This is a genomic window from Kitasatospora sp. NBC_01246, from assembly GCF_036226505.1.
Taxonomy (GTDB): Bacteria; Actinomycetota; Actinomycetes; order Streptomycetales; family Streptomycetaceae; genus Kitasatospora.
In genome coordinates, this window is the sequence record NZ_CP108484.1 from 2,647,431 (window position 1) to 2,670,553 (window position 23,123).

At 75.1% G+C, this 23,123-nt stretch carries 21 protein-coding genes and 1 riboswitch; of the genes, 10 read left to right on the forward strand and 11 right to left on the reverse strand.

Annotated elements, in window-relative coordinates:
• Window position 1: 1 nt before the first annotated feature.
• The 3 genes from OG618_RS11560 to rsmH are packed head-to-tail and all read right to left on the reverse strand — an operon-like array spanning window position 2 to window position 3,927.
• Window positions 2–2,314 (reverse strand): peptidoglycan D,D-transpeptidase FtsI family protein, encoded by a 2,313-nt coding sequence (locus OG618_RS11560; RefSeq protein WP_329487260.1) that lies wholly within the window; start codon window positions 2,312–2,314, stop codon window positions 2–4.
• Window positions 2,311–2,904, reverse strand: a complete 594-nt coding sequence (locus tag OG618_RS11565; RefSeq protein WP_329487261.1) for a cell division protein FtsL — start codon at window positions 2,902–2,904, stop codon at window positions 2,311–2,313. Before OG618_RS11565 ends, OG618_RS11560 begins: the two co-directional genes overlap by 4 nt.
• Window positions 2,905–2,952: 48 nt before the next feature.
• Entirely contained in the window at window positions 2,953–3,927 is a 975-nt protein-coding gene (gene rsmH / locus OG618_RS11570; RefSeq protein WP_329487262.1) for a 16S rRNA (cytosine(1402)-N(4))-methyltransferase RsmH, read from the reverse strand.
• A 586-nt stretch (window positions 3,928–4,513) separates the two neighbouring features.
• On the opposite strand from rsmH, the gene OG618_RS11575 reads away from it, so the two are divergent.
• From OG618_RS11575 to OG618_RS11590, 4 genes are all read left to right on the forward strand, one after another.
• A complete protein-coding gene (locus OG618_RS11575) occupies window positions 4,514–5,056 on the forward strand; it encodes a beta-class carbonic anhydrase (RefSeq protein WP_329487263.1) in 543 nt (180 codons plus the stop codon).
• A gap of 339 nt (window positions 5,057–5,395) precedes the next feature.
• Entirely contained in the window at window positions 5,396–6,448 is a 1,053-nt protein-coding gene (locus OG618_RS11580) for an AAA family ATPase (RefSeq protein WP_380382775.1), read from the forward strand.
• Window position 6,449: 1 nt separating this feature from the next.
• Window positions 6,450–7,772: a DUF58 domain-containing protein gene (locus tag OG618_RS11585; RefSeq protein WP_329487264.1), complete on the forward strand. Its 1,323-nt coding sequence runs from the start codon at window positions 6,450–6,452 to the stop codon at window positions 7,770–7,772.
• Window positions 7,769–10,207 (forward strand): transglutaminase family protein, encoded by a 2,439-nt coding sequence (locus OG618_RS11590; protein WP_329487265.1) that lies wholly within the window; start codon window positions 7,769–7,771, stop codon window positions 10,205–10,207. Before OG618_RS11585 ends, OG618_RS11590 begins: the two co-directional genes overlap by 4 nt.
• Window positions 10,208–10,313: 106 nt before the next feature.
• Here the strand turns inward: OG618_RS11590 and OG618_RS11595 are convergent, their stop codons facing one another.
• The 3 genes from OG618_RS11595 to OG618_RS11605 form a co-directional block, all read right to left on the reverse strand.
• Entirely contained in the window at window positions 10,314–10,703 is a 390-nt protein-coding gene (locus OG618_RS11595) for a DUF3040 domain-containing protein (RefSeq protein ID WP_329487266.1), read from the reverse strand.
• Window positions 10,704–11,069: 366 nt separating this feature from the next.
• Entirely contained in the window at window positions 11,070–11,822 is a 753-nt protein-coding gene (locus OG618_RS11600; RefSeq protein WP_329487267.1) for a methyltransferase domain-containing protein, read from the reverse strand.
• 79 nt (window positions 11,823–11,901) lie between these two features.
• Window positions 11,902–12,465, reverse strand: a complete 564-nt coding sequence (locus OG618_RS11605) for an SAV_6107 family HEPN domain-containing protein (protein WP_329487268.1) — start codon at window positions 12,463–12,465, stop codon at window positions 11,902–11,904.
• Between the two features lie 542 nt (window positions 12,466–13,007).
• Here OG618_RS11605 and OG618_RS11610 point away from each other — a divergent pair.
• A complete protein-coding gene (locus OG618_RS11610; protein ID WP_329487269.1) occupies window positions 13,008–13,637 on the forward strand; it encodes a DUF4126 domain-containing protein in 630 nt (209 codons plus the stop codon).
• 10 nt (window positions 13,638–13,647) lie between these two features.
• Window positions 13,648–15,144: a phytoene desaturase family protein gene (locus OG618_RS11615; RefSeq protein WP_329487270.1), complete on the forward strand. Its 1,497-nt coding sequence runs from the start codon at window positions 13,648–13,650 to the stop codon at window positions 15,142–15,144.
• Window positions 15,145–15,174: 30 nt separating this feature from the next.
• On the opposite strand, the gene OG618_RS11620 is transcribed toward OG618_RS11615, so the two are convergent.
• Both OG618_RS11620 and metF read right to left on the reverse strand, forming a co-directional pair.
• Entirely contained in the window at window positions 15,175–16,080 is a 906-nt protein-coding gene (locus OG618_RS11620) for a hypothetical protein (RefSeq protein ID WP_329487271.1), read from the reverse strand.
• Between the two features lie 133 nt (window positions 16,081–16,213).
• Window positions 16,214–17,128 (reverse strand): methylenetetrahydrofolate reductase [NAD(P)H], encoded by a 915-nt coding sequence (gene metF, locus OG618_RS11625; protein WP_329487272.1) that lies wholly within the window; start codon window positions 17,126–17,128, stop codon window positions 16,214–16,216.
• Window positions 17,129–17,303: 175 nt separating this feature from the next.
• Here metF and OG618_RS11630 point away from each other — a divergent pair, with 175 nt between their 5' ends.
• The gene (locus tag OG618_RS11630) at window positions 17,304–18,410 is read left to right on the forward strand and encodes a polyprenyl synthetase family protein (protein WP_329487273.1); all 1,107 of its coding nucleotides are present in this window, start codon (window positions 17,304–17,306) and stop codon (window positions 18,408–18,410) included.
• 58 nt (window positions 18,411–18,468) lie between these two features.
• Here the strand turns inward: OG618_RS11630 and thiE are convergent, their stop codons facing one another.
• Genes thiE through OG618_RS11645 form a run of 3 tightly spaced genes read right to left on the reverse strand, consistent with a single transcriptional unit; the run spans window position 18,469 to window position 20,742 of the window.
• A complete protein-coding gene (gene thiE, locus OG618_RS11635) occupies window positions 18,469–19,119 on the reverse strand; it encodes a thiamine phosphate synthase (RefSeq protein WP_329487274.1) in 651 nt (216 codons plus the stop codon).
• On the reverse strand, window positions 19,119–19,484 hold the full coding sequence (locus OG618_RS11640; protein ID WP_329487275.1) for an Rv2175c family DNA-binding protein: 366 nt from the start codon (window positions 19,482–19,484) through the stop codon (window positions 19,119–19,121). Before OG618_RS11640 ends, thiE begins: the two co-directional genes overlap by 1 nt.
• A 52-nt stretch (window positions 19,485–19,536) precedes the next feature.
• Window positions 19,537–20,742, reverse strand: coding sequence for an NAD(P)/FAD-dependent oxidoreductase (locus tag OG618_RS11645; protein ID WP_329487276.1), 1,206 nt, complete (start codon window positions 20,740–20,742; stop codon window positions 19,537–19,539).
• A gap of 98 nt (window positions 20,743–20,840) precedes the next feature.
• Window positions 20,841–20,953: riboswitch (TPP riboswitch) on the forward strand.
• A gap of 3 nt (window positions 20,954–20,956) precedes the next feature.
• Here OG618_RS11645 and thiO point away from each other — a divergent pair.
• From thiO to OG618_RS11660, 3 genes are read left to right on the forward strand one after another with little or no spacing between them, the layout of a single operon-like run.
• Entirely contained in the window at window positions 20,957–22,117 is a 1,161-nt protein-coding gene (thiO, locus tag OG618_RS11650; protein ID WP_329487277.1) for a glycine oxidase ThiO, read from the forward strand.
• Window positions 22,114–22,323, forward strand: coding sequence for a sulfur carrier protein ThiS (gene thiS / locus OG618_RS11655; RefSeq protein ID WP_329487278.1), 210 nt, complete (start codon window positions 22,114–22,116; stop codon window positions 22,321–22,323). The genes thiO and thiS overlap by 4 nt, the downstream gene beginning before the upstream one ends.
• Window positions 22,324–22,325: 2 nt before the next feature.
• Window positions 22,326–23,123 (forward strand): thiazole synthase, encoded by a 798-nt coding sequence (locus tag OG618_RS11660; protein WP_329487279.1) that lies wholly within the window; start codon window positions 22,326–22,328, stop codon window positions 23,121–23,123.

A 23,123-nucleotide genomic window follows, 5' to 3' on the forward strand; every position in this document is an offset into this window, starting at 1 on the left:
ATCACGGCTTCCACTCGACGGGCAGGTTGGGTGCCTCGCTGCCGCTCGGCGGCACCTGCAGGGTCTTCAGGGTGAACTCCATCACCTGCTTGAACACCGGACCGCAGAGCTGGCCGCCGAAGTGGCCGTTGACCGGGTCCTGGATCACGCAGGAGACGGTGACCCGGGGCGCGTCGGCCGGCGCGAAGCCGATGAACGAGGCGGTGTACCCGCGGTATCCGCCGGTCTTCGGGTCCACCCGGTTGGCGGTGCCGGTCTTGCCGGCCACCCGGTAGCCGGGGACGGCGGCCTTGCCGCCGGTGCCCTGCTCGTCAGTGACGACCGACTCCAGCATCTCGGTGAGCGTCTTCGCGGTCTGCTCGCTGACCACCCGGGTCTGGGCCCCCGGCGCGGCCGGGGTGTACCTGCCGTCCGGCGAGGTGGTGCCCTGGACCACGCTCGGCGCCACGCGCACGCCCCCGTTGGCGATCGTGGAGTAGACCGAGGTGGCCTGGAGGGCGCTGAGGGTCATCGGGCCCTGCCCGAAGGTGATGTTGTACTTCTCCGAGGCCACGAGGTCCTCCGGCTTCTTCAGCTTTCCGGCGGCCTCCCCCGGGAAGCCCAGCCCGGTGGGCTGCGCCACCCCGAACTTGCGCAGGTAGCCGTCGAGCACCCGGTTGGCCTCCGGCTGGTCGGCGCCGAGCGTCTCGAAGGCCTCGATGGTGCCGATGTTGGAGGACTTGGCCAGCACCCCGGCCAGGGTCAGGTACCAGGTGCCGTGGTCGACGTCGTCCTGGAAGTTGACGTCGGCCCGCTGGAGCCGCCCGGGCACCGTCACCTTGGTGTCCCAGGTGGCCTTGCCGCTGTCCAGCACCGCGGCCATCGTCATCAGCTTCGCCGTGCTGCCCGGCTCGTAGGAGTCCTGCAGGGCCGGGTTGCCGAGCTGGGAGGACTTGGCCGTGCTCAGGTCGTTGGGGTTGAAGCCGGGCGAGGTGGCCATCGCCAGGACCTGACCGGTCTTCACGTCCTGGACGACGACGTAGCCCTTCTCCGCCCCGGCGTTGGCGACCTGGTCGGTGATGGCGCGCTGGGCGGCCCACTGGATGTCCCGGTTGACGGTCAGCCGCAGGTCGGTGCCGGGCACGGCCTGGTCCAGCGAACCCCCGGCGGTGGGCACCAGCCGGCCGCCCGCCTGGGCGTAGCTGCTGTGGCCGTCCTTGCCGGCGAGCTGCTTCTGGTACTGCTGCTCCAGGCCGCCGGCGCCCTCGCCCTCGGCGTTGACGAAGCCGACCAGGTTGGAGGCCAGCCCGTCCGAGGGGTAGACGCGCTTCTGGGTGTCCCGGTTGAAGACGCCGGCCAGCGGGTTGGCGCACTCGTTGTCCACCCTGCTCCGGCCGCCCTCCTCGGCCGACTTGGTCAGCAGGCGCTTCTGGGCCAGGCAGGCCTTGGAGTTCGCCTGCTTCTCCAGACCCGACTTGAGGTCGCTGATCTGGTTCTTGACGTCCGGGCTCTGCTGGGCGGCGAGCCGCTTGTAGCGGGTCTTGGGGGTGTGCAGGTCGGCGGCGAGCTTCTCCTTGGACAGGCCGAGGATCGGCGCGAGCAGCGCGGCCGCCTGCTCGGGGGCGTCCGGGACGCCCGCGGCCTCCGGGGTGAACATGGCCGGGTCCGCGGTGATGTCGTAGGCGTCGACGGTGGTGGCGAGGGCGACGCCGTCGGCGGACGTTATCGAGCCGCGCTCGGCGGTGATCGGGATGCTCAGGTAGCGGTTGGTGTTGGCGTCGGCGGCCAGTGCGTCGGAGTCCAGCAGCTGGAGCTGGACGAGGCGGCCGGCGAAGACCGAGAACACCAGGAACAACGCGACGGTGACCACCCGCAGCCGGCGGCGCGGGTCGGCCAGCCGGATCGCCCTGGACTGGGGGCGCTGCGGCGGGCGGGACTTCGGGCGCGGGCGGCCGGGCAGCCGGCCCTCCGGGCGGCGCTGGCCCGGCGTGCGGAGCGGCCGGCGGGCGGCCTTGGGGTCGCCGGTCCCGGCCGACTGCGCCCGCGGGGGCCGCGGCATGGCCGACTGGGCCTTGACGGACTGGGCCTTCCGGGGTGCTGCCGCCTTCGGGGACTGCGCCTTCGGGGACTGGGCCTTCGGGGGCTGCTTCGCCCGGGCGGGCTGCGGCTTGGCCGGCTGGGCCTTGGCCGGCTGCGCCTTCGCGGGCTGCGCCTTGCCGGGCTCGGCCCGGCCGGCCTGGCCGCGCGGGGTCTGCCGCGGAGCGGCGCCCTTGGCGACGAATCGGCGGCCACCGGCGCCGCCGGTCCCGCCGGTGGGCTGTCGGGGCGTGCTCATCGGCCCGCACCTCCGGTCGCGGTCGGCGCCGGCTGGGGCGCGGCCGGCGAACCGGCGGGGGCGGGGGCGGCCGGAGCGGCCGGGTTGATCTGGACGGTGGTGTCACCGCCGGGCGCCGGCGCGGCCGGCGCACCCGGCTGGGCACTCGGCGACGGCTGCTTCCCGGGCCACGGCTCGGCGGTGGACCGTTTCACCGGGGGGCTGTCCTGGGCCGGTCCGGGCGTGCCGAGCACCTTGCCGCCGTTCGGGACGTCCAGGAAGGCCATCCCCCCGGCGGGCACCATGCCCAGCTCGGTGGCCCGGCGGGCGAGCGCGTCCGGTGCGGAGTTCTGGTCGATCTGGTGCTGCAGTCCCTGCTGCTCGTCGGTGAGCACGGTGGTCTGCCGCTGCAGTCTGGACAGCTCGAAGGAGCCCTCGTTGAGGGCGGTGTTCAACGCCAGCAGGCCGAGCAGCCCGGCCGCGAGCAGCACCACGACCAGGACCGCGAACGGTGTCCTCCCCCGTACCGGGCGCCGCCCGGGCCGCACCGTGATCCGCGCCCTGCCGCCCTGCCCGGGGAGCACCGCGCTCCCCGCCCCGCCTCCGGCCACCGGCCCCACGCTGTTCCCTCCGCCCTTCGGACCGCCCCGTGAACCTGGTCAGCCCCGGGTGCTTCGGTCCCTGATCCTCTCCGCCACCCGCAGCCGCACGGGCGCGGCGCGCCGGTTCTCCTCGATCTCCTGCTCGGTGGCCAGCTCGGCACCGCGGGTGATCAGCTTCAGCCAGGGCTGGTGCTCCTCCGGGACGAACGGCAGCCCGGGCGGGGCGGTGGTGGTCGCGCCCGCCGCCAGGTACTGCTTGACCAGGCGGTCCTCCAGCGACTGGTAGGACATCACCACGATCCGCCCGCCCAGCGCCAGCGCGTCCAGGGCACCCGGGATCGCCCGGTCCAGCACCTCCAGCTCGCCGTTGACCTCGATCCGCAGCGCCTGGAAGGTGCGCTTGGCCGGGTTCCCGCCGGTGCGGCGGGTCGCGGCCGGAATGGCGTTGCGCACCAGATCGACCAGACGCGCGCTGTTGGTGAACGGTTCCTTCTCCCGCTCGCGCAGGATCACCGAGGCGATCTTCCCGGCGAACCGCTCCTCGCCGTACACCTTGAGGATCCGGGCCAGCTGCCCGTGGGTGTAGGTGTTGAGCACCTCGGCCGCGCTGAGGCCCCGGGTCTGGTCCATCCGCATGTCCAGCGGGGCGTCCTGGGAGTAGGCGAAGCCGCGCTCGGCCTCGTCCAGCTGCATCGAGGAGACCCCGAGGTCGAACAGGACGCCCTGCACCCGGGGGATCTCCAGGCGCTCCAGCACCTCGGGGATCTCGTCGTAGACGGCGTGCACCAGGGTGGCCCGGTCGCCGAACGGGGCGAGCCGCTGCGCGGAGAGCTTCAGGGCCGCCGGGTCACGGTCCACCGCGACCAGCCGGACCTCCGGGAACTGGGTCAGCAGGGCTTCGCTGTGCCCGCCCAGGCCGAGGGTGGCGTCCACCACCACCGCGCCGGGCTGCGAGATCGCCGGGGCCAGCGCGTCCATGCACCGCTGCAGCATCACGGGGACGTGCTTGGGGGCCGGATCGTTGGTGCTCATGCGCGGTGGCGCCCTTCTTCGGTGCGGAGCAGCCCGACGTCCGGGAGCTCCGACCTATTTTGGCCCACTGTGCGCCGGAGTCGCCGCGTGGGGCGGCGGGTGGCAGCCGCCGGCGGCCGGGACGCGGCCCGTGGTCCCCGCCCGCTCAGGGGGAAGATCGTGACCGCCCGGCGCCGGGGAAGGTGCGCCAGGTGGCACGGGAGCGGGTGGAGGCCACCGGCCGCGTCGGCCGCCGCACCGGCCGGAACCGCCCGGTTGACGGGCGCCGGCGGGTGTGCTTCTCCACTGCACCGCAACTCTATCGCGGACACCCCGTCAGTCAACGGTCCGCTCCGGCGCACCACCCGGGCGGCGGTACGGATCACCGCAGGTCGCGGCCGTCCGGCGGGCTGCCGGGGGCACCGTCCGGGGGTCGCGCGGCACGGCCGCGCGCCCCGACCCCGACGAGGCCGGACAAACCCGCTCGGAACACCTCGGCCACCGGCACGCCGCTCCACCCGGTTGTCGATATGCACTCGGTCACAGCCGCCCGGTCTGTAGCCCTCCGCCCCACCACGGAAGCCGGATTCGCACTAACGTCTTCACCATGACAGTGACCCCCGACCGGCCCACGCCGACAGCCGCTGCCGACACCACCGAACCGAAGATCATCGACCGCTTCGTGGCGGCCAACCGCGAGTACGCGGTGACCTTCCGCGACGGCGGCATGGACGCCCGCCCCGTCCAGCGCATCGCCGTGGTGGCGTGCATGGACGCCCGACTCGACCTGTTCGCCGCGCTCGGCCTCGAACTGGGCGACGCCCACGTCATCCGCAACGCGGGCGGTGTCGTCACCGACGACACCATCCGCTCGCTCACCATCAGCCAGCGTGCCCTCGGCACCCGCTCGGTCGCGCTGATCCACCACACCGGCTGCGGTCTGCTCGGCCTCACCGAGGACTTCCGGCGCGAGCTGGAGCTGGAGGTCGGCCAGCGCCCGCAGTGGGCGGTGGAGTCCTTCATCGACCTCGACGGCGACGTCCGGCAGTCCATGCAGCGGGTCCGCACCTCGCCCTTCCTGCTGCACACCGACGACGTCCGGGGCTTCGTCTTCGACGTCCACACCGGTCTGCTCCGCGAGATCGACTGACCCACCCCGTCCACCGGCCGTCTCCGGCCCGGCCAACGTCGTCCGGGCCCCCGCCGGCACCCCCGCCGACGGCCTCCGCACCCGTCCCGCCGCCCCCGCGCGGGCGCCCCACCTCCCCGCGGCTTCCCGGGCGCTTTCGGCCGGGTGGTGACTTCTGGCCACCACCCGGGGGAGAATGCGCCTGCCGGTCGGACCCCGAACCACCTGGGGCGGCCAGCCGCAGGCCCCCACGACGGCACCGGCTCCCGCCACGGAACCGCTTCCCGAGGAGCCGCGTCCAGCATGGGGTGGGGGCCCGCCTCGGGGTGAGGCGGGCGCAGTGTGCCAGGGAGCGTACGGGTGACGAGCTACAACGATCAGGCCGGTCTCGAAGGTCGTCCGGGGGGCGACCGGGGGACGAAGGGGTACCACCCGGTCGGCCTGCCCGAGCTCGCCGCCGTGGTGGAACGGGTCCGGGCCAACATCGAGAGCGTGATCGAGGGCAAGCCGGAGGCCGTCCGGATCGCGCTGACGGTGCTGCTCGCCGAGGGCCACCTGCTGCTGGAGGACGTGCCCGGCGTCGGCAAGACCATGCTGGCCAAGGCACTCGCCCGGTCCGTCGACTGCACGGTGCGCCGCATCCAGTTCACACCGGACCTGCTGCCCTCCGACGTCACCGGCACCAACATCTTCGACCAGCACCAGCGCGACTTCGAGTTCCGCCCGGGCGCGATCTTCGCGCAGATCGTGGTCGGCGACGAGATCAACCGGGCCTCGCCGAAGACCCAGTCCGCGCTGCTGGAGTCGATGGAGGAGCGCCAGGTCACCATCGACGGCACCAGCTACGAGCTGCCGTCGCCGTTCATGGTGGTCGCCACCCAGAACCCGGTCGAGATGGAGGGCACCTACCCCCTCCCGGAGGCCCAGCGGGACCGCTTCATGGCCCGGATCTCGATCGGCTACCCGAGCCCCGAGGCCGAGTTCGCGATGCTCGACGTGCACGGCGGCGCCAGCCCGCTGGACGACCTCCAGCCGGTCGCGCACGCCGCCGACATCCTCAAGCTGATCGACCTGGTGCGCACCGTGCACGTCGCCGACCCGGTCCGCCGCTACGCCGTCGACCTGGTCGGCGCCACCCGGAACAGCCACGAGCTGCGGCTCGGCGCATCGCCGCGCGCCACCCTGCACCTGGTGCGGGCCGCCCGCGCCGCCGCCGCGCTGGACGGGCGCGACTACGTCACCCCGGACGACATCCAGCGCCTGGCCGTCCCGGTGCTCGCGCACCGCCTGATGCCGACCGCCGAGACCCAGCTGAGCCGGCGCACCGCCGAGCAGATCGTGACCGACCTGGTCGCCCGGCTGCCGCTGCCGCGCCCGCAGGGCCAGGCCGGCCCGGCCCTGCGGAGGGGCTGAGGTGGGACCGTCCGACGCACCGTCGGGCCTGCGCGCCGGCCTGAACGGCCTCACCACCCGGGGTCGCTCCTTCCTCGCCGCCGGGGCCACCTCGGTGGTCTGCGCCTACGTGCTCGACCAGGACGCGCTGCTGCGCGTCGGCGTCCTGCTCGCGGCGCTGCCGCTGGCCGCCGCGCTGCTGCTGGCCAACACCCGCTACCGGGTGGCCAGTGGACGCCGGCTCAGCCCGCGCCGGGCCGTCGCCGGCCACGAGGCCCGCGTCCACCTGCGGGTGGACAACGTTTCCCGGGTCCCCACCGGCCTGCTGCTGCTGGAGGACAAGGTCCCGTACGTGCTCGGGCCGCGCCCGCGCTTCGTCCTGGACCGGGTCGAGCCGCACGGCCACCGCGAGGTGTCCTACCGGGTCCGCTCCGACCTGCGCGGCCGCTACCCGCTCGGCCCGCTCCAGCTGCGGCTCTCCGACCCGTTCGGGATGTGCGAGGTCAATCGTTCCTTCACCGCCTCGGACGTCCTCACCGTCGTGCCGCAGGTGCAGCAGCTGCCGCAGGTGCGGCTCAGCGGCGAGTGGGTCGGCCAGGGCGAGAGCCGCACCCGCACCCTGGCGCTGGCCGGTGACGACGACGTCATCCTGCGCGAGTACCGGCACGGCGACGACCTGCGCCGGGTGCACTGGAAGTCCACCGCCCGGTACGGCGAGCTGATGGTCCGCCGCGAGGAGCAGCCGAAGAAGGCCCGGGCCACCGTCCTGCTGGACACCCGGGAGTCCGGCCACCGGGGCAGCGGCCCGGCGTCCTCCTTCGAATGGGCGGTCGGCTGCGCGGCCTCGGTCGCCGCGCACCTGCTGGAGCGCGGCTACCAGACCCGGCTGCTCACCGACACCGGCCACTGCGTGCCCGGCCCGGACGCCGGCGGCGGCAACACCGCCGCCGACGCCTCCGGCCTGATCCTGGACGCGCTCGCGGTGGTCGACCTCTCCGACGGCGGCGGGCTCTCCCGGGCCGAGGAGCCCCTGCGCAGCTCCGGCGAGGGCCTGCTGGTCGCCGTGCTCGGCGAGCTGGACGAGGCCCAGACGGCCCGGCTGGCCCGGTTGCGGGGCCGGACCGGCGGCGCCGTCGTCTTCCTGCTCGACACCGGCACCTGGTCCGGCCTGCGGATGCTCGCGCCCGACACCGGCGGGGACGAGTTCCGTGCCCGGGTGCGGCAGCTGCGCGAGGCCGGCTGGACCGTCCTGCCGGTCCGCGCCGGGGACTCCGCGCCGGAGCTCTGGCAGGCCGCCGACCGGACCGAGTCGCCCTCCCCCTACCGAGATGAGGCCGGCGCGTGACCACCCGGGCCAAACTGACCGTCTACTCGGCGCTGGCCACCGCCCTGGCCTCGCTCTGCCTGCTCCCGCTGCTCACCACCAAGGGCTGGATCACCCACGCCTACCTGGTCGTCACCGTGGTCGCGGCGGCCGGCGCGGGCCTGCGCCGGACCCCGTTCTACCGCTGGACGGTGCCGCTCGGGCAGCTGCTCGTGCTGACCGTCCTGCTGCTGGTCGGCTTCGCCAGCTCGACCGCGCTCTGGGGCGGCGTGCTGCCCGGCACCCAGTCGGTGCACACCCTGGCGCAGGTCCTCGGCCAGGGGCTGGACGACATCCGGGAGTACAGCATCCCCGCGCCGCCCAACCCGGGCCTGCGGCTGATCCTGGTCGCCTCCGTCGGTCTGATCGCCATCGCGGTGGACACCGTCGCGGTCACCTACCGCCGCTCCGCGCTGGCCGGGCTGCCGCTGCTGGCGCTCTACTCGGTGGGCAACGGGCTGGCCGGCGACGGCGGCAGCTGGGCCTGGTTCGGCCTCGCCGCCGCCGGCTACCTGGTGCTGCTCTTCGCGGAGGGCCAGGACCGGGTCTCCCGCTGGGGCCGGATCTTCCGCGGCACCTCGCGCCAGGGCGAGGGCTCCGGCGCGCTCAGCCAGGGCGGCCGGCGGATCGGCGTCCTGGCCCTCGCGGTGGCCCTGCTGGTCCCGGCCTTCCTGCCGCGCTGGGAGGGCGGGCTGATCCACACCGGTCCGTCCGGCGGCACGGCCGCCGGCGGCGCCGGCGGCGGCATCACCACCCTCGACCCGCTGGTGACCCTGGAGGCGGCCCTGGCCACCCCCAGCAACGTCGAGCTGCTCACCTACCGGATGGACAGCAGCCTCGCCGACACCGCCTACCTGCGCACCGGCTCGCTGGACGAGTTCGACGGCACCGCGTGGAAGCTCAGCAACCCCGGGGTGACCGAGCTCAAGACCACCTTCGCCCCGCCGGAAGGCCTGGCGAGCACCAACGTCCCGTCGGAGTCGGGCGACTTCCAGGCCTCCGACAAGCTGGAGTCGGGCTGGCTGCCGCTGCCGTACCCGGCCGCCGGCGTCAGCGTCCCCAACCCCGGCGACTGGCGGGTGGACACCCTCACCGGCACCGTGCTCCCGGACCGGGACAAGGCCATCAAGGGCCTGCGCTACCAGGCCACCGCACTCGACATCCGGCCCACCGCGGCCGAGCTGCGCAGCGTGGGATCGGTACCGCCGAAGATCTCCGACCACTACACCCAGCTGCCCAAGGACCTGCCGGCCTCGGTCCGGGAGAAGGCGCAGGAGGTCACCCGGAACGCGTCCACCGCGTACGACCGCGCGCTCGCGCTGCAGGACTGGTTCACCAGCTCCGAGTTCACCTACAGCACCAAGATCAAGGCCGGTACCGGCAGCACCGCGATCGAGACCTTCCTGCGCGACCGCAAGGGCTTCTGCGTGCACTTCGCCTCCACGATGGCGGCGATGTCCCGCACCCTGGGCATCCCCGCCCGGGTCGCGGTCGGCTTCACCCCGGGCGACGCCAAGGGCAACGACCGGTACTCGGTGAACGGGCTGATGTACCACGCCTGGCCCGAGCTCTACTTCCAGGGCTTCGGCTGGCTGCGCTTCGAGCCCACGCCGACCCGCGGCGTGCAGCCCCGCTACACCGCGCCGGTCGCCGCACCCGCCACCGCGCCGACCCAGCAGCCGACCGCCGCCGCGCAGAGCACCGCGCCGGTCGCGGCGCCCTCCAGCAGCAGCGACTGCGACCCCAAGCTGCGCCGGATGGGCGAGTGCGGGAACGACGGCAAGGCCGCGGCCGGCGCCCACCAGGACTCCTGGCTGCTGTCCTGGCAGGTGCTGACCACCCTGGCCGCCGTACTGGCGCTGCTCGCCCTGCTGTTCACCCCGATGATCTGGCGGGAGCGGCTGCGCCGCCGCCGGCTCGGCACGGGCGGACGGCGCCGGCCCGGCGAGGACGGCCCGGCCGGGCCGACCGACGCCCAGGTGCTCGCCGCCTGGGACGAGCTGATCGACTCCGCCTGGGACCTCGGCATCCCGCCGGTCGATTCGCAGACCCCGCGCGCCGCCGCTCGCCGGATCGCCGAGGCCGCCGAGCTGGACGAGGCCTCGGCGGCCGCCGCCGGGCGGGTGGCGCTGGCCACCGAACGGGTGCTCTACGCCCGCTCCGCCGAGGTGTCCGAGCCCCTGGCGGCGGACGTCCGGACCGCCCGGGACGGCCTGCGGGCCGGCGTTGGCAGGGTCGGCCGGACGAAGGCGGCGCTGCTGCCGCCGTCCGCCGCCACGCTCTGGTGGCGGTTCTCGGACGCGGTCGTGGCCGCCCGGCTCGCGACGCGCGGCCTGGCCTCCCGGGCGGCCGCGCCGTCGCGGCGGGTGCTGGGCCGGCTGCGCCGCCGCGGCGGAGGCGACCGGACGCCGTCCTGACACCGGACGCACACGGAACGCCGACACCGGGCACACGAGGGGAACGCCGAGGGCGGGCAGTCGGATCGACTGCCCGCCCTCGTGGCGTTACGGTTCGGCCGGTGGCTCAGAAGCCGCCGGTCTGTTCGTCCCGGCGGCGCTGCCAGCGCTGCTCCACCCGGTCCATCACCCCCGCCTTGCGGCGCGGTGCCGCGGCCGGCCGCGGGCCGGAGGCCTGCCCCGCGGGCCCGCGCCGCCAGCCGGTGACGGCGAAGACGGCGCACCCCAGCATCACCAGGAACCCGACCACGCTGACCCAGATCTGGTCCGGCACGACCATGCCGCCCATCAGCAGCCCGATGCCCACCACGAAGCCGCCGACAGCCAGGTAGACCCGCCGACGGGTGTAGGTGCGCAGCCCGGTTCCCTCAAGCGCCGTCGCGAATTTGGGATCTTCGGCATACAGCGCTCGCTCCATCTGGTCGAGCAGTCGCTGCTCGTGCTCCGAGAGCGGCACGGAGTCCTCCTACTCGTCGGTCGCCGGTGCGACCGGTCCGCCGCCCCGGTCGGGGAGGCAAAGTCCAATCAGCCTTCAGAACACGCGGTCGGACGCCTGTACGGGGGCCCAGGCCCGTGTCGTCCATATGCCCCATGCATCCGGCTGTCATGCTTTCCGGCTTTACCCAGATCATACGGTCCACAGGCTCGTTGCGGGGCGGTCGGCCGCGCGTGGGCCGGGCCGTACCGGGCCGCACCCGGCCGCACAGGGCTCAACGCGGCCGACACCGGACAAGTGCCCGACGGCGTGGAATCGGCCGGGACCTGGGGAGCTTCCGCGCGGATCGCGAGGAGACCCGCCGGAGAACGGCGGGAGGAACCGGGGTCAGGCCAGCGTGGCCAGCAGGTGGAGCTGGGTCGCCACGGCGTGGAAGGCCGGCTGCTCGGCGGCGGCCTCCTCCAGCTTGAGCAGCGCCTCCAGCGCGCCCGGCTCGGTGTCCACCAGGACGCCGGGCACCAGGTCGGCGAAGACCCGGACGCCGTGCACCGAGTCCACCCGCAGGCCGGCGCCGGCGGCCAGCCGGCCGAGCTCCTCGCCGCTGAAGCGGCGCGGCATCGGGTCGCTCGCGCCCCAGCGGCCGTCGTCGGCCTCCAGGACGGTACGGGCGTCGGTGAAGTGGCCGGCCAGGGCGCGGGCCAGCACCGCGCCGTTGCGGTTGGCGGCGAGCAGGCTGACGAAGCCGCCGCGGCGCAGGGCGGCGGCCAGGCTGCCGAGCGCCTCGGCCGGGTCGTCCACGACCTCCAGCACCCCGTGGCAGAGCACCGCGTCGACGGTGCCGGGGGCGACCAGCTCGGGCAGCGTCTGGGTGTCGCCCTGGACGGCGCGGACGAGGTCGGTGACCCCGGCCTCGGCGGCCCGGCGCTCCAGCGCGAACAGCGCGTCGGGGCTCGGGTCGACCACGGTCACCCGGTGGCCGAGCCGGGCGACCGGCACCGCGAAGTTGCCGGTGCCGCCGCCGGTGTCGACCACGTCGAGCACGGGCTGGTCCAGCTCGGCCGCCCGCTTCTCCAGGGCTGCCCGCACCACCTCCCACACCACGGCGGTACGCAGGGCGCTGCGGGGACGCGTCGGGTACAAGGTCGGGCTCCTTGGCACGTGCAGATGGATCAGGATGCCTCCACCTTAGACCGGGCCGGGAGCCGGACCGTGCCGCCGGTCACCGCCGCGGACCCGGGTCGCGGCCGTCGCCCGGGCCGTCGTCCAGGGGCAGCCGCGGGGCGGGCGGCACCGGGTGCAGGCCGAGCAGCCGTTCGACCAGCCGCAGGAAGAGCGCGGAGTTGCGGATCAGGTCGTCGGCGTCGCGGGCCGAGGCGGCGCCCCGGATCCCGGCTTCGGCCGCGGCCCGGCGGCGGGCGCCGGCCGCGTAGTACACCGCCCATTCGGCGAGCTCCGGGGCGATCTCGGGCAGCACCTCCCAGGCGCTGCGGATGGCCTGGCGGCGCCTGGCGTTCTTCTCCGGCCGGCCGCGCGCGGCGAGCACCGCGGCGACGGTGCGCAGCGCGGCGAGGTGGGCGGCGGCGTACCGCTCCAGCGGGTCCTCCCGGGCGCGGGCTCCGGCGAGGGTGCGGTGCGCGTCGGCGAGCAGGTCGAGGGCGGCGGGCGGAGCGGCGATCCGGCGCACCACCGGGTGGACGTCCCCGGTGGCGGGGCGGTGGGCGTCCGGGCGGTGGGCGGCGGAGTGGAGGCGGGTGGTGACGGGCTCAGGACGGCTGATGGTCATGGTCTCCCCCGGTCCGAGGCAGCGCGCGGACCGGGTGGTCCGTGCTCCTCCATCGTGACCTGGGCCACTGACAACGCGGCCGCGCGGCGGATCCGCGTGCGGGCGGCGGCCCGCCGGCCGCCCCCGTCGGCCCCGCGTCCCACCGCCCCGCACCCCGCCGGAGCGCCGCCCCCCACGGCCGCCGCTCCGGAGCCCCCTCCGGGTCACCGGTTCCCCCCTGACCGCGCTCCGCCGCCCCGTGTCGGCGGTGCGCGGCCTGCGACCGGCTCCCGTACGGACCTTCCGGTGACGTCCGCGGCCCCCGTGCCCGCTGGACGGCACCTGTCCGCCGTCCCGGGACCTCAGCGCCCGACGCGCCGCCGTCCCGGTGCCCCTACTGTCCCGTCTCCGCAGGTCGGGGGCCATCCGCTCAGGTACTCAACCGGGTTTCTGAGTATCCGTACTCAGTCCGTCCGGGGCTGGAACCGCGAGCCGCCCGGCCGGCGTCCCGGTACGGTACGGCGAGCCGGGCGGATCCCGGCGGGCGCCACGAGGAGGAACGGATGACGATCGTTCCGCTGATCTTCACCAGCGGGCTGGCGAGCGGGATCAACGCGTACGCGGTGGTGCTGCTGCTCGGGCTGCTCGGCCGGTTCGGCGGCGCCGAGTCGGTGCCGGCCGCGCTGGAGCGCACCGATGTGCTGGCCGCCGCCGCGGTGCTGTTCCTGCTGGAGGCGGTGGCCGACAAGATCCCGTACGTGGACAGCGTCTGGGACGGCGTCCACACCGTGATCCGCCCGATCGCGGGCGCCACCGTCGGCGCGCTGCTGGCCAGTGCCGACCCGGGCTCGCTGGGCGAGGTCGCGGCGGGGGCGATGGGCGGGACCACGGCGCTGGTCAGCCACCTGGTGAAGGCCTCGCTGCGGATGGCGGTCAACACCTCGCCCGAGCCGGCCAGCAACATCGTGGTGAGCCTGGCCGAGGACCTCTCGGTCGCCGGTCTGGTCACGCTGGCGATCTTCCACCCGTGGGTGGCCGCCTCGATCTCCGCCGTGCTGCTGGCCGTCGGCCTGCTGCTGGTCTGGTTCGCGATCAGCCGGATCCGCCGCTTCCGGGACCGCCGCCGCGAGCGCCGGGCCGCCCGGGCGGCGGGCGTGCGACCGGCGCGGGAGGTGCCCGTCCCCCGGCCGTAGGATGCGGTCCATGGCACGGATCGTCATCATCGGCGCAGGAATGAGCGGGCTCGCGACGGCCTCCCGGCTGGCGACCCTCGGCCACCGGGTGACGGTCTGCGAGGCGACCGGGACGTACGGCGGCATGGTCGGCCGCTACGAGCGGGACGGCTTCGCCTTCGACACCGGCCCCGGGCTGCTCACCCTCCCGGCCGTCTACCGCGACCTCGCGCTGAAGACCGGCCGGGAGCCGCTGGAGCAGCTGGTCGAGCTGGCGCCGGTGGATCCGGAGAGCCGGCACCTGTTCCCCGACGGCACCGACCTGCTGCTGCCCAACGCCTCCCGCGGCGGGGTGATCCAGGCGCTGGACACGGCGTTCGGCACCGGCTCGGGCGCCCGCTGGGCCGAGGTGATGAACCACGGCCGCACGGTCTGGGAGGCCACCCGCCGCCCGCTGCTGGAGGAGCCGCTGCCGGCCGACACCGCGCCGCTGCGCACCGATCCGTACCCGGCGCCGCGGCCCGGTCGCCTCGCCCGCCTGTTCGGGGCCAGGGCGTGGACCCTCGCCGACGTGGCCGCCCGTGGACTCGGCGGCCACGACGGGCTGACCGCCCTGCTGCACGAGCACGCCCTGCGCTTCGGCCTCGACCCGCGCACCGCGCCGGCCGGGGCCACCGTGCTGCCGTACATGGAGCAGTCCTTCGGCGTCTGGTACGTCCGGGGCGGCATCCGGGCGCTGGCCGACGCGGTGTACCGGCGGTGCGAGCGGCGCGGGGTGGAGTTCCGCTTCGACACCCGGGTCGCCGAGGTGCTGGAGAAGGACGGCCGGGCCTGCGGCGTCGACACCGCGGCCGGCCGGATCGACGCCGACGTGGTGGTCTCCGCGATGGACGCCCGGGTGGTCTTCTCGGAGTACCTCGGCACGGCCGGCTCCCAGGACGACTGGCCGTCGTCGATGGAACGGCTGCACGACGCCCCCGGCCGCGTCGTGGTGCTGCTCGCCCTACGCGGGGAGCGCCCCGCCGGGACGGCGCACCGGACGGTGGTGCACGCCGCCGACCGCGCCGCCGAACTGGACGGGATCTTCCGCGCCGGCGCCCCGCTCGCCCAGCGGCCGACCGTCCAGGTGCTGCGCCCGGACGACGCCTCGCTGCACCCCGCCGGCCACGAGGCCGTGGTGCTCACCGCGACCACGCCGGCGATGGGTTTCGACTGGACCGGACCGGGCGTCGCCGAGCGCTTCGCCGACCGGATGGTCGCGCAGGCGGACGCGGCCGGTCTGGGCCTCGGTGAGCGGGTGCTCTGGCGGGTGGTGCGGACGCCGGCGGACACCGCGCGGGAGACCGGTTCCTTCCTCGGCTCCGTCCCGCTGCCCGCCCTGGCGGGCGCGCGCGGCGCCTACCTCCAGGCGCCGACCGAGGAGGCACCCGGCTTCTACCTGGTGGGCGGCGCCGCCCACCCCGGCGGCGGGCTGGCCCGGGTCGGCATGTCGGCCTGCATCGCGGCCAACCTCATCGGCCCGGCCTGAGCCGCTCCGGACCGGCCCGGCGGGCGGGGCTCAGCCCTGCTGCTGCCAGGTCGGCTGCTGCTGGTAGCCGTACTGGTCGTACTGCGGCTGCTGGGGGATGCCCTGCTGCTGCGGGTAGGGCTGGTGCTGCTGGTCGGCCTGCTGCTGCCACTGCTGCTGGGCCTGCTGCGCCTGCTGGGCCTGGTCGTAGCCGTACTGGTCGGGCTGCTGCTGGTAACCGCCGTACGCGTCCACCTGCGGCTGCTGCTGGTAGCCCGCGTACGGGTCCGGCTGCTGCTGGTAGGTGCCGTAGCCCTGGTCGTAGGCGAAGGCCGGCTGCTGCTGGGCCTGCCACTGCTGCTGGCCGTTCGCGTCCCAGCCGGGCTGCTGCTGCGAGGTGTCGTAGCCGGCCTGGTAGGCCTCGGCGTAGGGGTCGGGCTGGGCCGGTGGCGCGGGCTGCTGCTGCTCGTAGTAGCCGGGGGTGTAGACGCCGTCGGCGGCGATCTCCTGCATCTCGAAGGCGGCGGTCTGCTCGACGGCCGGGACGTCCTCGGCCACCGGGGCCGGGGCCGGGCTCTCCTCGACCGCGCTGACCGTGCCGATCCGGTCGGCCGCCACCGCGGTGGCCACCACCGCGCCACCGGTCAGCGCGCCCAGCAGGGGCACCCTGGCCAGCGGGCCGGGCAGTCCGCCGTCGGCCCGGCGCAGCGACCAGCCGGCCGCGTAGCCGCGTTTCACGGAGAGGGTGACGAGGGTCTGGCCGACCGCGAAGAGGGCCGCGCCCGCGCCGATCAGCGGGACCGAACCGGCCGCCATCCCGGCCGGCACGCCGAGGAAGCCGGTCAGGGCGAGGGCGCGCCAGTGCACCGGCGCGCGGTTCTGCAGCAGCAGCTCGGCCAGCAGCCAGAGCGCCACGACCGCCAACGCGCCGTACAGCAGCAGGTATCCGATGCCCATCCGCCCGCTACCTCCAGTCGCGTGCCCGCGCGCGCCGCGCGTGTTCGGCGACTGTACCGGTTGAACGGTCCGGGTACCGCATTGCGTTCCCGGCCGGAACGGCGGGCCCGGCCGGCCGGGAACGGCGGCCCGCTCAGCGCTGGTGCAGGCCGAGGTTCTGGTAGATCTCCAGCGTCGCGGTCGAGTGGTTGAGCGTGATGAAGTGCAGCCCGGGGGCGCCCTCCGCCAGCAGCCGCTCGGACATCGCGGTGGCGTGCTCCATGCCGATCGCGCGCAGCGCGGCCGGGTCGTCGATCGCGGCGCGCAGCCGCTCCTCCAGGTCGGGCGGGAAGGCCGAGCCGCTCAGCTGGGGGAAGCGCTCCAGCTGCTTGGCGTTGGTGACCGGCATGATCTCCGGGATGATCGGCGCCTCGCAGCCCGCCGCCGCGACCCGGTCGCGCAGCCGCAGGTAGTCGTCGACCTCGAAGAACATCTGGGTGATCGCGTAGTCGGCCCCGGAGCGGATCTTCGCCACGAAGTGCCGGATGTCCTCGTCCCAGTCGGTCGAGCGCGGGTGCATGTTCGGCGAGGCCGCGACGCCCACGCAGAAGTCGCCGATCCCCTTGATCAGCTCCACCAGCTCGTAGGCGTAGGTGACGCCGTCCGGGTGGCTGACCCACTCGCCCGTCGGGTCGCCGGGCGGGTCGCCGCGCACCGCGAGGACGTTGCGCACGCCCTGGTCGGCGTACTGGCCGATGATGTTGCGCAGCTCGGCGACCGAGTGGTCCACCGCGGTCAGGTGCGCCACCGGGGTGAGGGTGGTCTCGGTGGCGATCCGCCCGACCATGTTGACCGTGCGCTCGCGCGAGGAGCCGCCGGCTCCGTACGTCATGCAGACGAAGTTGGGGTCGAGCGGTTCGAGGCGGCGGATGGCGTCCCAGAGGCGCTGCTCACCGACCTCGGTCCGCGGGGGCATGAACTCGAAGGAGAAGGACCGCTTGCCGGCCGCCAGAAGCTCGCGGACCGTCGAAGCGCGGTCTGTTCTGGTGGAAGCGATGCCGAGTGCCATGGGGGCAGGTTAACCGTCGGCCGAAGGACACGGACAACCCGGTTCCAGGTATTGAGACAACTGGTGGACGACCGTCCGCTTTCGGTCCGAACGGGTGCACGGCCCTGCCCGACGGCCGTTCGCGGCCCTCCGGCTAGGCTTGCCGGACCCCCAGCGAACCCTCCGGAGCCTCATCGTGACCTCGTCCAGCAACCGGCCGGCCAACCCGATCGACGTGGAGGACGTGCGCGAGCGCGTCAACGCCGCGCTCGCCGGGTTCATGGACGGCCAGTCGGCCCTGCTCGGGAAGATCTCCCCGCAGCTGGCGCCCGCCGTCGAGGCCCTGCGCGACTTCCTGCTGGACGGCGGCAAGCGGCTGCGCCCGGCGTTCTGCTACTGGGGCTGGCGCGGCGCCGGCGGCCCGGCCGCCGGCGAGGCCATCGCGCACGCCGCGGCCGCCCTGGAGCTGCTGCAGGCCAGCGCGCTGGTCCACGACGACCTGATGGACCGCAGCGACACCCGGCGCGGCCTGCCCTCCGTGCACCGCCGCTTCGAGGCGCTGCACCGCGCGAGCGGCTGGCGGGGCGACCGCGAGCAGTTCGGCGCCTCGGCGGCCGTGCTCCTCGGCGACCTGCTGCTGATCTGGTGCGACGAGCTGTTCCTGCGCTCGGGCCTGGACCCGGCCGCGGTGCTGGCCGCCAAGCCGGTGTTCGACCTGATGCGCACCGAGGTCATGGTCGGCCAGTACCTGGACGTCCTGGAGCCGGTCGCCGGGGACTCCACCGACGAGGGCGCGCTGGACCGGGCACGGACCGTGCTGCACTACAAGTCAGCCAAGTACACGATCGAGCGGCCGCTGCAGGTCGGCGCGCTGCTGGCGGGCGCCGGGCCGGAGCTGGTCGAGGCTTACGGCGCGTTCGGCCTACCGCTGGGCGAGGCCTTCCAGCTCCGTGACGACCTGCTCGGCGTCTTCGGGGACCCGGCGGTCACCGGCAAGCCGGCCGGGGACGACCTGCGCGAGGGCAAGCGGACGCTGCTGGTCGCGCACGCCATGCGGGGGCTGCCCGCCGCCGACGCCCGCCACCTGGACGACCGGCTCGGCGCGCCGGACCTGGCGCCCGAGGAGGTGTCCCGGCTGCGCGAGCTGGTCGGGCGCAGCGGCGCGCCCGAGCTGGTGGAGCGGCGGATCGAGGAGCTGATGCGGCAGTCGCTGGCCGCGCTGGAGGCGGCCCCGCTGGCCGACCGGCGGGCCCGCGAGGTGCTGCTGGCACTGGCCGAGGCCGCCACCGTCCGCAAGTACTGAGCCGGGTGTCCGAAAAACGGGCACCCGGACGTACCGGGAACGGCGGCAGCCGTCCGGATCAGACCGCGCGCAGCCGCCGGGCGAACGCGGCGGCCGCCGCCCGCGGGTCGTCCGCGGCGGTGATCGCGCGGACCACCACGACCCGGCTCGCCCCGGCCGCCAGCACCTCGTCCAGGTTGCCGAGGTCGATGCCGCCGATCGCGAACCACGGCCGGTCGGTGCTCTGCTTCGCCGCGTACGAGACCAGGCCGAGGCCGGGCGCGTGGCGGCCCGGCTTGGTCGGGGTGGGCCAGACCGGGCCGGTGCAGAAGTAGTCGACGCCGGGCTCGACGAGCGCCGCGTCGACCTCGGACTCGGCGTGGCAGGACCGGCCGATCAGTACGTCCTCGCCGAGGATCGCCCGGGCGGCGGGCACCGGCAGGTCGTCCTGCCCGAGGTGCAGCACGTCGGGCCGGGCCGCGTGCGCGACGTCGGCGCGGTCGTTGACGGCGAGCAGCTTGCCGTGGCGGCGGCAGGCGTCGGCGAAGACCTCCAGGGCCGCCAGTTCCTGCTTGGCCTCCAGGCCCTTGTCGCGGAGCTGGACGATGTCCACCCCGCCGGCCAGCGCCGCGTCCAGGAACGCGGCGAGGTCGCCCTGCTCGCGGCGCGCGTCGGTGCAGAGGTAGAGCCGGGCGTCGGCGAGGCGCCGGCGCGGTGTGTCCGCCGCCATCAGATCAGCATCGCCTGGGCGCGGCGCTTCACCTCGGTGCCGCGGTTCTCCTGCAGCGCCTGGATCGGGCTGCCGGGCAGCGACGGGTCCTCGGTGAAGAGCCACTCCAGGATCTCCGCGTCGTTGTACCCGCAGTCGCGCAGCACCGTCAGGGTGCCGGACAGGTGCTTGACCAGGCCCGGGCCGTCGATGAAGGCGGCCGGCACCTGGAGCGACCTGTTCGGGCCGCGGCGGACGGCGATCAGCCCGCCGTTCTTGACCAGGTCGCGCACCTCGGTGACCCGGACCCCCCACTGCTCCGAGATGTCGGGCAGGTACATCCAGTCGGTGACCAGGGATTCAATCTTGCTTTCGATCTCACTCACGTCACCAGACTGCCACCTCCGGGGCCCGCCGCGCACCAACCGGCCCCGCGGACTACCCCGCTACGGCCGACTTCAGGGCCACCGCCGGGTCCGCCGCGCGGACCGGATCGAGCACCGCGGCGCGCTCGACCAGCCGGCGGCCCTGGGTGAGATCGCGCGGGCGGTCCACCGTCAGCAGGGCCCGCAGCACGCCGTCCCGCAGCCAGAGCACCGCCCAGGACGGGTCCTGCGGGGAGCCGCGCCAGAGCAGTTCGTCACCCTCGCCGTGCCGCCCGGCGTACTGCACCGTCCGGCCGAACTGCTCCGACCAGAAGTACGGCACCGGGTCGTACGCCACCTCCGCGCCGAGCACGGCGGCGGCCGCCGCCGCACCGGACTGCAGCGCGTGGTCCCAGTGCTGGACGGTCAGCCGGGCGCCGGCGCGGGCCGACGGGTAGCTCACGCAGTCGCCGGCCGCGTGGACGCCCGGCAGCGTGGTGCGCAGCCGCTCGTCGACCAGGATCGCGCCGGCGGCGTCCAGCGCGACCCCGGAGCCGGCCAGCCAGCCGGTCGCCGGGCGGGCGCCGATGCCGACCACCACCTCGTCGGCGGGCAGGTGCGAGCCGTCCGCCAGCAGCACCGCGCCGGACTCGACCGCCGCGACGCCCACCCCGCAGCGCAGCTCCACCCCGGCCTCGGCGTACCAGGCCGCCATCGCCCCGCCGATCACGGCCGGCAGCGCGCCGGGCACGGGCGCCGGGCCGGCCTCGACGACGGTGACCTCGCAGCCGGCCGCCCGGGCGGCGGTGGCCACCTCGGCGCCGATCCAGCCCGCGCCCACCAGGACCAGGCGCAGGCCGGGCCGGAGCAGGGCGCGCAGCGCCAGCGCGTCGTCCAGGGTGTGCAGCAGGTGGGCGCGCTCGGCGCCGGGCAGGGCGCGCGGGGCGGCGCCGGTGGCGATCACCAGGGCGTCGTACGGCAGGTCGCCGCCGTCGGTGCGCAGCACGCCGGGGGTGAGGCCGGTGGCGCGGCGGCCGGTGAGCAGTTCGACGCCGAGCTGCGCGAGGTCGAGGTCGAGCGGGGTGGCGTCGGCCTTGCCGAGCAGCACCTCCTTGGAGAGCGGCGGCCGGTCGTACGGGGTGTGCGGCTCCTCGCCGACCACCACGATCCGCCCCCGCCAGCCGCCCTGCCGCAGGCCCGCGGCGCAGTGCGCCCCGGCCAGCCCGGCCCCCACCACGACCACCTGATCCGTCCCGCTCAGCTCTGCCACGCCCGTCACTGTACTGGCGGGCGCACGGGGCGCCAGAGGGCCTCGGGCGCCCCGCGTCCGCCCCTCGTACGCGCCTTCGGTGGCGGCGACCCCCGGAGTTATGGTGGGGGCACCATCACGGGAGCCCGGCGGACCGGGCTGAGAGGCGGGCTTGCACGGCCTGCGACCGTCCGAACCTGATCCGGGTCATACCGGCGAAGGGAGAGCAGCGACTTTGACACGCTTGGCAGCAGGTACCCATGCCCACGTGCTGGTCGTCGGCGGCGGCATCATCGGCCTCGCCGTCGCCTGGCGGGCGGCCCGGCGCGGACTGACGGACATCGCGGTGGTCGACCCCGACCCGGGCGGCGGGGCCGCCCGGGTGGCCGCGGGAATGCTGGCCCCCGTCACCGAACTCCAGTACGGCGAGGAGCCGTTGCTGCGCCTCGGGATGGCCTCCAACGAGCGGTACGCGGCCTTCGCCGACGAGCTCACCGAGGCTTCCGGCGGCCGGGACACCGGCTACCGCCGGTGCGGCACCGTCGCCGTCGCCCTCGACTCCGACGACCGCGAGGAGCTGCGCGAGCTGCACGCCTTCCACGGGCGGCTCGGCCTCGACTCGCAGTGGCTGACCGGCCGGGAGGCCCGCAAGCTGGAGCCGATGCTCGCCCCCGGCGTCCGCGGCGGCCTGCACGTCACCGACGACCACCAGGTGGACGGCCGCCGGCTGGCCGCGGCGCTGGTCCTCGCCTGCGAGCGGGCCGACGTGCGGCTGCACCGCACCGAGGCCGCCGAGCTGCTGGTCGAGGGCGACCGGGCCGTCGGCGTCCGGCTCGGCACCGGGGAGACCCTGACCGCCGACCGGGTCGTGCTCGCCGCCGGCTCCCGCAGCCATCTGCTGCCCGGCCTGCCCGCCGGTGTGCTGCCGGCGATCCGCCCGGTGAAGGGCCAGATCCTGCGGCTGCGGATCCCGCCGGCCTACCGGCCGTTCCTCTCCCGCAACGTCCGCGCGGTGGTGCGCGGCCAACACCTCTACCTGGTGCCGCGCGAGGACGGCGAGCTGGTGATCGGTGCCACCAGCGAGGAGCAGGGCTACGACACCACCGTCACCGCCGGCGGGGTGTACGAGCTGCTGCGCGACGCCCACGAGCTGGTCCCCGGCATCACCGAGCTGCCGCTGGTGGAGACCTCCGCCGGGCTGCGGCCGGGCTCGCCGGACAACGCGCCGCTGCTCGGGCCGACCGCCCTGCCCGGTCTGGTCGCCGCCACCGGCCACTACCGCAACGGCGTGCTGCTCACCCCGGTGACGGCCGACCTGCTCGCCGAGTACCTGGTCACCGGCACGACGCCCGCGCTCGCCGAGCCGTTCTCCCCCACCCGCTTCACCACGAAGGTCCCCGCATGAGCGAGATCGAACTCACCGTCAACGGCGAGCCCCGCCGGGTGCCCGCCGCCACCACCCTGGCCGAGGTGGTGACCACCCTCAGCCGGGCCAACTCCGGCGTCGCGGCCGCTCTCAACGAGGCCGTGGTGCCGCGCGGCTCGTGGCCGCTGACGCGACTGGCCGCGGGCGACCGGGTCGAGATCCTCACCGCCGTCCAGGGAGGCTGACCATGGCCGACGACGTGTTCACCATCGCCGGGACGGCCTTCGGCTCACGCCTGATCATGGGCACCGGCGGCGCCCCCAGCCTGGACGTCCTGGAGCAGGCGCTGCGGGTCTCAGGCACCGAGCTGACCACCGTGGCGATGCGCCGGGTCGACGCCACCACCCAGGGCTCCGTCCTGGACGTGCTGACCCGCAACGGCATCCGCGTGCTGCCCAACACCGCCGGCTGCTTCACCGCCGGTGAGGCCGTGCTGACGGCCCGGCTGGCCCGTGAGGCGCTCGGCACCGACTGGGTGAAGCTGGAGGTGATCGCCGACGAGCGGACCCTGCTGCCCGACCCGATCGAGCTGCTGGACGCGGCCGAGACACTGGTCGACGACGGTTTCACCGTCCTGCCCTACACCAACGACGACCCGGTGCTGGCCCGGAAGCTGGAGGACGTCGGCTGTGCGGCGATCATGCCGCTGGGCTCGCCGATCGGCTCCGGCCTGGGCATCCGCAACCCGCACAACTTCCAGCTGATCGTGGAGGGCGCGACCGTCCCGGTGATCCTGGACGCGGGCGCCGGCACCGCCTCGGACGTGGCCCTGGCGATGGAGCTGGGCTGCGCCGCGGTGATGCTCGCCTCGGCGGTGACCCGGGCCCAGGAGCCGGTGCTGATGGCCGACGCGATGCGGCACGCCGTGGAGGCCGGCCGGCTCGCCCACCGGGCGGGCCGGATCCCGCGCCGCTTCCACGCCGAGGCCTCCTCGGCGATGGCCGGCCGGGCCGCGCTGGACACCCGCGAGCGCCCGGCGTTCTAG

Excerpts from the sequence above, each read along its gene's own strand:
- OG618_RS11560 (WP_329487260.1), bottom strand. The coding sequence starts at position 2,314 with ATGAGCACGCCCCGACAGCCCACCGGCGGGACCGGCGGCGCCGGTGGC.
- rsmH (WP_329487262.1), bottom strand. The coding sequence starts at position 3,927 with ATGAGCACCAACGATCCGGCCCCCAAGCACGTCCCCGTGATGCTGCAG.
- OG618_RS11575 (WP_329487263.1), top strand. The coding sequence starts at position 4,514 with ATGACAGTGACCCCCGACCGGCCCACGCCGACAGCCGCTGCCGACACC.
- OG618_RS11605 (WP_329487268.1), bottom strand. The coding sequence starts at position 12,465 with ATGACCATCAGCCGTCCTGAGCCCGTCACCACCCGCCTCCACTCCGCC.
- OG618_RS11610 (WP_329487269.1), top strand. The coding sequence starts at position 13,008 with ATGACGATCGTTCCGCTGATCTTCACCAGCGGGCTGGCGAGCGGGATC.
- OG618_RS11615 (WP_329487270.1), top strand. The coding sequence starts at position 13,648 with ATGGCACGGATCGTCATCATCGGCGCAGGAATGAGCGGGCTCGCGACG.
- OG618_RS11620 (WP_329487271.1), bottom strand. The coding sequence starts at position 16,080 with ATGGGCATCGGATACCTGCTGCTGTACGGCGCGTTGGCGGTCGTGGCG.
- metF (WP_329487272.1), bottom strand. The coding sequence starts at position 17,128 with ATGGCACTCGGCATCGCTTCCACCAGAACAGACCGCGCTTCGACGGTC.
- thiE (WP_329487274.1), bottom strand. The coding sequence starts at position 19,119 with ATGGCGGCGGACACACCGCGCCGGCGCCTCGCCGACGCCCGGCTCTAC.
- thiS (WP_329487278.1), top strand. The coding sequence starts at position 22,114 with ATGAGCGAGATCGAACTCACCGTCAACGGCGAGCCCCGCCGGGTGCCC.
- OG618_RS11660 (WP_329487279.1), top strand. The coding sequence starts at position 22,326 with ATGGCCGACGACGTGTTCACCATCGCCGGGACGGCCTTCGGCTCACGC.